We start from the raw sequence: 7,713 nt of genomic DNA, 5'->3' as shown, positions 1-7,713 counted from the left end.
GATCGCCTCTTTACGTTCTGGTGAATACCGAGCCATATCGTTCTCTTTTGCCGCACCCTGTCTTTAAACATAATGATTATTTAGGGGTGACAACAATCCTGACACAGGGGGTATCAATGATGAAGATAATAGCAGTATTAAAATGAGCCTTTTTGAACTTTGCAATCAATATCTTGGTTCTAACCTAAGCTGTTTACGGTCTAGGTTAGAAAATTGGCCATTTTTTGTTAATTACTTTTTACCTAAATCATCAGAAAAATGATGAGTTAATGATTAAGAGAGACATTATGAGTGATTTTGAACATAGACCGGGCGTTAAAGAAGCCACTTTAGTTGTCAGAAACCTAAGATTAACTGGAGTAGATAATCAAAATTTAGAAGCATTAAAGACTGAGATAGACAAACTGTTTGGCATAGAAGAAGTGATTTATAATGACAAATCGGGATCTATTTATCTAACCTATGATGCCAGCCATATCAATTTAGAAGGTATTGAAGCGGTTATCAGAAAGCATGGTGCTAATATTCATAACGATTGGTGGACTCATGTGAAGGAAAGTTACTACCAATTTGTGGATCAAAACATCAAAGATAATGCAAATCATCAACCACATAGTTGCCACAAACCCCCACCAGGATCAGGGTGAGATTATGCTTTGTAAATTCTGTTAACATTTAGCTATTTTGTTCTTAAGTCGACTTAATGCGAGATTATTGATTGATATAAATCATCCATAATCGAATGAAATTCGTTCGACTGGATAGGTTTGTTAACCAATTTAACAATGTATAATCCGGCCCTGCCACCAGGATCCAAGATAAGTTAAGACAATTAGATGTTAATTTTTATCGATACAGACTATCTTTTAGTAAGAGCTTTCGAAGTGTGATCTATGTCAAGTATCAGTAGTTAAAAGTAAAAAAACACTATAGTTAACTATGATGATTTAGTCAAGTTGAGTTAACATTAATAGAACTAATTATATTGGAGTTTTATCTTGAGTCGTATGCGAATTATCACAGTGATGCTTATCTTGATGACATTTGTCAGTCAAGCTTTCGCGTCTGTGATTTTGCCATGCCCCTCTGATATGAATTCAATGTTAAGTAAATCAAATCCAGTGAATACCGCTGCGGCTAACGCTTGCCATCACCAATTAACATCAGATGCTGATGCCGTTAAAACATCTACCGCGGACATTACTGATTGTTGTGATAATCAATGTGATTGTCCGATAGGTACTTGTTTTTCAATTGCCCTTGAAATGATAATTGTCCAATCAATAACCATCTCAAGTTTGAGTAGTTTTATACCTGGTTTGACTCAAAATACGACTCTGCAATATAACTCTTCTTTATATCGTCCTCCAATATTTTTTGTTAAATAGGAAAGACCTGATCAATTTTTGATCGTCTTCCTGTTCATTTATCTTTTTTAAAATAAATTAACAAGATATTACCGTTGTTCGGATTCAATACGAGCATTGGTGATTAATTTGGAGGCTATATGTCTTTAATTTACAAGAGATTGGGTGAAATTTACACTCAATATATTTTAATGGTAGTGATGTTCTCTACTAGTCTCAGTGTTGCTGTGTATGCTGCTGAACCAGTACAGACATTAACACTGGAAGAAGCCGTTTATCTCTCTCAATCAAACGATCCCTGGTTAGTCAGCAATCAATTTCAACAAGATGCTATTCAATCAGAGAGTATCGCGGCAGGAACCTTACCAGATCCAAAAATCAGTGTTGGTTTAGCTAATTTGTCCATAAACACTTTTGATTTTGGACAAGAAGCAATGACTCAAATGAAAGTTGATGTCACTCAAATGTTTCCCCGTGGTGATAGCTTAAGTTTACGCAAACAACAACTTGAGTTAATGGCTGAGCAATATCCTTTTTTAAGACAAGATAGACGAGCAAAGTTAAGTGTCACCACAGCTCAAATTTGGTTTGATGTATATAAAGCGCAAGAGAGCATTGCACTGATTGAGCGCAATCGGAACTTATTTGAACAACTATCAGATGTTGTTAAAGCAGGGTATTCATCTGCTTTAGTTAAATCTAATCAGCAGGATATTATTCGTGCTCAGTTAGAGGTGACCCGTCTTGAAGATAAGCTGACCGTTTTGGCCCAGCAAGAAGATATGTTTAAACAGAAATTATCTGAATGGGTTGGTAAGGCATTTGTTGATGAATATCGAATAGGTCATGAACAAGATTATGAGCTGTTATTTTCGACGTTCACCGTCCCTAATATACTTCCTCAAATTAAACTAACGAATCCTAATCTTTATTTCGATGAGGAAAAAAGCCAACATTACCAACAGTCTCTGTATGAAGCGTTCTCTGTTCATCCACTCATTTCAGCATTGGAGCAAAGAATTGAGTCAAGCCGAAAAGGTGTCGAGTTGAAAAAGCAATTGTATAAGCCAGAATGGGGTGTAAATGCTGGATACAGTTATCGAGGCAATGATCCTATGGGTAATTCTCGCGATGATTTGCTATCAATTGGTGTGAGTTTTGATTTACCAATATTTACTTCGTCAAAACAAGACAAGCAAGTTCAAGCCGCTATTTATCAATCGGAATCAATTAAAACGGAAAAGTGGTTACTGCTTCGAAACATGATGGCGTCATACGGTACTGCGAAAGCGCAACTTCTTAAATTGGAACAACGTCAAACACTCTATAACGATTTTTTATTACCTCAAATGCAAGATCAAGCTGATGCGTCGCTAACGGCTTACACAAATGATAAGGGTGATTTCGCTGAAGTCGTACGTTCCCTCATTGCTCAATTAAATACTCAATTAGATGCTTTGGCCATTAACGTTGATTTACAGAAAGTTAAAGTTCAATTGAACTATTTTTTTACCCCTAAAGTGGGCCCAGTTAGCATCTCACATAAATCTTATGTTGATGGAGAAGTAAAATGAACAGCAATTTGAAAATGATCAGCATATTAGTTATCGGTATTCTTACTGGTATTAGTGCATCAACCCTATATACACCGCAGAATCAGATAACTTCAGAGGACAGTGCAAAAGCTAAGCCTTCATATTGGGTCGCACCTATGAATCCTAATTATCGTAGTGATAAACCTGGGAAATCACCAATGGGTATGGATCTTATACCTGTATACGAAGATGGCACCGATTCGACAGATTTTGGACCTGGTGCCATTAAAATATCACCTGCTGTGATTAATAAACTTGGTATGCGCACATCCGTAGCAACGCTTGGAGCACTGGAAACTAGCATTAAAACAGTAGGATACGTTCAATACGATCAAGATCAACTTATTCATATTAATCCTAGAGTAGAAGGATGGATTGAAGAACTTTATGTAAAAGCCTCTGGTGATCCGGTTATTAAAGGGCAACCTATATATTCGATTTATTCTCCTGCTTTAGTTAATGCACAAGAAGAAATGTTATTAGCATTAAATCGAAAAGATCAACGTTTGATTACAGCATCTGAAGCTCGGTTAAAAGCATTATTAATACCAAGCGAGGAGATTAAAGCGCTACGAAAAAATAGAACAGTCAAACAAAATATTACATTTTATGCTGACCAAAGTGGTGTTATTGATAATTTGAATATAAGGGAGGGATCGTTTGTTAAACCGGGTATGACAATGTTTTCAGTTGGCTCATTATCACAAGTATGGGTTGAAGCTGAAGTTTTTGAACGTCAAGCAAACATGGTTAAAGTTGGGCAAGCTGTTGAAATGAAATTAGATTACCTGCCAGGCCAATTTTGGCAAGGAAAAGTCGATTATGTCTACCCGACATTAGACAGTAAAACAAGAACGCTAAAAGTGAGATTGCGTTTCGATAATACCAATGCGGCATTAAAGCCAAATATGTTTGCTCAAGTGTCGATAAAAACACGAAGTGAAGAGGACGTATTACTGTTACCAAGGGAGGCTGTTATTAGAACAGGAAACTCTGATCGAGTTGTACTTGCCCTCGGTGAAGGTAAATATAAATCTGTAGCGGTAACGTTAGGGCGATTAGATGATGACAGCATTCAAATAGAGTCAGGACTGTACGAGGGAGATATTGTAGTCTCGTCTGCACAATTTTTATTGGATTCTGAATCAAATAAAACTTCTGATCTTAAACGTATGACAGCACCAGAAGATGAGCAAGAAAATATTCAAGCCATCACATCTGAAACCGCTTGGGTAGAGGCAAAAGTAAATGGTTTAATGGCTGCACATCGAATGATTAATGTGGACCATCAAGCTGTCAATGAATGGGAATGGCCACAAATGACCATGGACTTTACTGTTGATGACAGTGTGGATTTCTCTGTATTTACCGTTGGTGCTGTGCTTCATATTGAATTAGAAAAAACATCAGACGGCTTGGTCAAAGTGGTAAATATACACTATCCCAAAGATACTGATGATGTATCTAATACAACACATCAAACAGATCATTCAGGAATGGAGATGGGAGAATAACCATGATTGAATCAATAATACGATGGTCTGTAGCAAACAGATTTTTTGTTTTGCTCGCCAGTGCAATTCTCGTCGGCGCGGGTTTATTTTCACTTAAAAATACCCCTATTGATGCTTTGCCTGATTTATCTGATGTTCAGGTAATTATTAAAACAAGTTATCCAGGTCAAGCCCCACAAGTAGTTGAAGATCAAGTCACTTACCCTTTAACTACGGCTATGCTGTCTGTACCTGGTGCAGTAACGGTAAGGGGATTCTCTTTTTTTGGTGATTCATATGTCTATGTCATCTTTGATGAAGAAACCGATTTATATTGGGCTCGTAGTCGTGTGTTGGAATATCTTAGCCAAGTTGTTTCAACGTTACCTGATAATGCAAAGCCTCAATTAGGACCTGACGCAACTGGTGTGGGCTGGGTATATTTATATGCACTAGTTGATAGAACCGGTAAACACGATATTAGTGAGTTACGAAGCTTACAGGACTGGTTTTTAAAGTATGAATTACAAACAGTCCCTGGTGTTTCTGAAGTGAGTGCTCTAGGTGGGATGGTCAAACAGTATCAGATTAAGGTTGACCCAGATAAGTTGCGTGCATTTGGTATACCTTTAGCCGCTATTCAAATGGCGATTAACCGTGGTAATCAAGAAATTGGTGCCTCTGTAGTCGAAATCGCTGAAGCTGAATATATGGTTCGTGCCACAGGATATCTTGAGAATAAAGAGGACATCGGCAATATTCCTTTAGGCGTGAACAATAATGGCACACCATTACTGCTAAAAGATGTTGCGGATATAGGGACCGGACCGCAAATGCGACGAGGCGTCGTTGATCTAAATGGTGAAGGTGAGACTGTCGGTGGCATTATTGTGATGCGATTTGGTGAAAATGCCCAAAAGACTATTGATGGTGTGAAAGCTAAATTAGAGACACTGAAAAAAGGCCTTCCAGAGGGGGTGGAAGTTGTGACCGTTTACGATCGCAGCGGTTTAATTGAGAGAGCCGTATCAAACTTAGGGTTTAAACTACTAGAGGAGTTTTTAGTCGTAGCTTTAGTCTGTATGGTATTTTTGGCGCATGTAAGATCATCACTTGTTGCGATTGTTAGCTTACCAGTTGGTATTTTAACAGCATTTATTATTATGCACTTGCAGGGGTTAAATGCCAATATCATGTCTTTAGGTGGTATTGCTATTGCAATTGGTGCTATGGTCGATGGCGCCATTGTAATGATTGAAAATATGCATAAACATATGGAACGAACGCCATTGACGGCAGAAAACCGTTGGCAGGTTGTAGCGCGGTCTGCCAGCGAAGTTGGCCCTGCATTATTTTTTAGTCTACTGATTATTACTGTTAGTTTTTTACCGGTATTTACCCTCGAAGCACAGGAGGGAAGGATGTTTTCACCGCTTGCGTTTACTAAAACTTACGCAATGGCTGCATCGGCAGCGTTAGCTATTACCTTAGTGCCAGTGCTAATGGGATACTTTATTCGGGGAAAAGTGCTTCCTGAACACAAAAACCCCGTTAATCGATTGTTAACTGCTGTATATATGCCAGTGTTGAAAAAAGTATTGGCTTTCCCGAAAATAACCCTCCTATTTGCGTTATTTGTGTTGGCAATTGGTGTGTGGCCGTTAAATAAAATTGGTAGTGAGTTTATGCCTCCATTAGATGAAGGCGATCTAATGTATATGCCGACCACTTACCCTGGTATTTCTATTGGTAAAGCTCGCCAATTAGTGCAACAAATGGATAAGTTAATTTACACAGTACCCGAGGTTAAAACCGTATTTGGCAAGGTTGGCCGAGCAGACTCTGCAACGGATCCTGCACCTCTAACAATGGTGGAAACGTTTATTCAGCTTAAGCCCAAAAGTGAGTGGAGAGAAGGACTGACGACTGAGAGTTTAAAACAAGAATTAGACTCATTAGTAAAGTTACCCGGTGTGACGAACGCATGGGTAATGCCAATTAAAACCCGAATTGACATGTTGGCGACAGGGATTAAAACGCCTGTAGGGATTAAAATTGCAGGTCCTAGCCTCAAGGAAATTGAGAAAATTGGTAAACAATTAGAGGAAATCCTTAAAGATGTTAAAGGGACTGCTTCAGTATACGCTGAGAGGGTTGCAGGTGGACGTTATATTAAAGTTGATATCCAGAGGGAGAATGCTGCTCGGTATGGTTTAAATATAGCGGATGTTCAACAAGTTGTGGCTACAGCGATCGGTGGTATGAATATTTCACAAACAGTTGAAGGCTTAGAACGATATCCAATTAATTTACGCTATCCTCAGGATTATCGAAATTCTCCTGAAGCATTAGCTTTATTGCCTATCGTCACTCCGCAAGGTTTGAGGATTTCTTTAGGGGATGTAGCGGATATTGTTATCGAAAATGGACCACCAGGTATTAAAAGTGAAAATGCTCGTCTTAATGGTTGGGCTTATATCGATATTGAAGATGTCGATATCGGTAGTTATGTTGAAATAGCCCAAAAAGTTGTTAGTGATAAATTGGTATTACCTGCCGGTTACTCTATTACCTGGGCAGGTCAATATGAGTATATGGAAAGAGCAAAAGCGAAGCTTACTTACGTAGTACCATTGACTTTGTTTATTATCGTTATTTTATTGTTCATGAATTTCCGCAATGCTGTTGAAGTAGGAATTATTGTGGGAACATTGCCTTTTGCAATGGTGGGCAGTATTTGGTTAATGTATATACAAGGTTTTAATTTTTCAGTTGCTGTAGGGGTAGGTTTTATAGCATTGGCGGGTGTCGCTGTCGAAATTGGCGTCATTATGCTTGTCTATTTAAACCAAGCCTATAGAGAAGCGATTGATCATAGTTCACAGCAGCTAGAAAAATTTGATGAACTAAAGTTGATTCAATCCGTTATTCAAGGTGCAGGTATGCGTGTACGTCCTGTAATGATGACCGCAGCAGCAATCATTGCTGGATTATTACCTATACTTTATGGTACTGGAACAGGTTCCGAGGTGATGAGTCGAATTGCTGCGCCAATGGTCGGCGGAATGGTCAGTGCAATCATACTGACACTATTAATTGTTCCTGTTGTGTTCTTTTTATGGCGTCGTGCTCAATTGAGACATGAGGAACGATAGTGTTGAGTTGATTAAAAAATGATGCAGATAAAAGTATCTGCATCGTTATTTTTATATTAGATTGATTTTTATTTTCATTTAATTATGTTTTTCAAATGAATTT

At 38.3% G+C, this 7,713-nt stretch carries 5 protein-coding genes; all 5 read left to right on the top strand.

All coding sequences use genetic code 11. The features are described 5' to 3' along the window. Positions 1-287 precede the first annotated feature (287 nt). The 5 genes from L2744_RS12105 (at position 288) to L2744_RS12085 (ending at position 7,610) form a co-directional block, all read left to right on the top strand. Positions 288-647 carry a cation transporter gene (locus tag L2744_RS12105; RefSeq protein WP_248992138.1) on the top strand — a complete coding sequence of 120 codons (360 nt, stop codon included), beginning with the start codon at positions 288-290 and terminating at the stop codon, positions 645-647. A 351-nt stretch (positions 648-998) separates the two neighbouring features. Further along, positions 999-1,388, top strand: a complete 390-nt coding sequence (locus L2744_RS12100; RefSeq protein ID WP_248992137.1) for a hypothetical protein — start codon at positions 999-1,001, stop codon at positions 1,386-1,388. 119 nt (positions 1,389-1,507) lie between these two features. Continuing rightward, a complete protein-coding gene (locus L2744_RS12095; RefSeq protein WP_248992136.1) occupies positions 1,508-2,941 on the top strand; it encodes a TolC family protein in 1,434 nt (477 codons plus the stop codon). Next, on the top strand, positions 2,938-4,476 hold the full coding sequence (locus L2744_RS12090; protein ID WP_182698292.1) for an efflux RND transporter periplasmic adaptor subunit: 1,539 nt from the start codon (positions 2,938-2,940) through the stop codon (positions 4,474-4,476). The genes L2744_RS12095 and L2744_RS12090 overlap by 4 nt, the downstream gene beginning before the upstream one ends. A gap of 2 nt (positions 4,477-4,478) precedes the next feature. Beyond that, on the top strand, positions 4,479-7,610 hold the full coding sequence (locus tag L2744_RS12085) for an efflux RND transporter permease subunit (protein WP_124018405.1): 3,132 nt from the start codon (positions 4,479-4,481) through the stop codon (positions 7,608-7,610). Positions 7,611-7,713 lie beyond the last annotated feature (103 nt).

The sequence above is a fragment of the Shewanella profunda genome (assembly GCF_023283765.1).
Lineage (GTDB): Bacteria > Pseudomonadota > Gammaproteobacteria > Enterobacterales > Shewanellaceae > Shewanella > Shewanella profunda.
The sequence above is the reverse complement of the archived record's forward strand: the minus strand, read 5'-3'. Positions and strand labels throughout refer to the sequence as shown.

What these genes read in the sequence shown, in the direction of transcription:
- L2744_RS12105 (WP_248992138.1), top strand. Translation starts at nt 288, where the DNA reads ATGAGTGATTTTGAACATAGACCGGGCGTTAAAGAAGCCACTTTAGTT.
- L2744_RS12095 (WP_248992136.1), top strand. Translation starts at nt 1,508, where the DNA reads ATGTCTTTAATTTACAAGAGATTGGGTGAAATTTACACTCAATATATT.
- L2744_RS12090 (WP_182698292.1), top strand. Translation starts at nt 2,938, where the DNA reads ATGAACAGCAATTTGAAAATGATCAGCATATTAGTTATCGGTATTCTT.
- L2744_RS12085 (WP_124018405.1), top strand. Translation starts at nt 4,479, where the DNA reads ATGATTGAATCAATAATACGATGGTCTGTAGCAAACAGATTTTTTGTT.